Source organism: Saccharothrix sp. ST-888, from assembly GCF_000955975.1.
GTDB lineage: Bacteria > Actinomycetota > Actinomycetes > Streptomycetales > Streptomycetaceae > Kitasatospora.
In genome coordinates this window covers 1-341 of the sequence record NZ_JYJF01000663.1, presented here as the reverse complement: position 1 = coordinate 341, position 341 = coordinate 1, and the positions used below count along the sequence as shown (strand labels likewise).

At 64.8% G+C, this 341-nt stretch carries 1 protein-coding gene; it reads left to right on the top strand.

Annotation, left to right across the window (positions count from 1 at the left end):
* Window positions 1-85: 85 nt before the first annotated feature.
* A complete protein-coding gene (locus UK12_RS44060) occupies window positions 86-289 on the top strand; it encodes a hypothetical protein (protein WP_156179146.1) in 204 nt (67 codons plus the stop codon).
* The last annotated feature ends 52 nt before the right edge of the window (window positions 290-341 follow it).

Genomic DNA, 341 nt, shown 5'->3' with positions numbered 1-341 from the left:
GGTAGCCCCAGTCGGGGTCCTTGCGTAGGCGCCGCCGGCTGTAGAAGGTCTCGGGACCCTGTTGCTTGGGCAACAGGGTCCCTCGATGAACGCAAAGACCTCCGCGCCGCCGCTGGCGCGCTCCGGCCAGATGCCGGTGCCCATCTCCTCCTTCAGCACGGCGACGAAGCCCCCCGTGGCCGTTCTGCGAATGGCGGTCGGCCGCGGTGGCCTGGGGCTCGGCTGCATCTTTCATTCGGACAGCGGCAGCGAGGGTGGACTCAACCGGTCGAACTCCAAACAGAGATAAGAAAGTTGAACATGAGGCAGTCGATGGGGAGAGTCGGCTCCTGTCACGATAA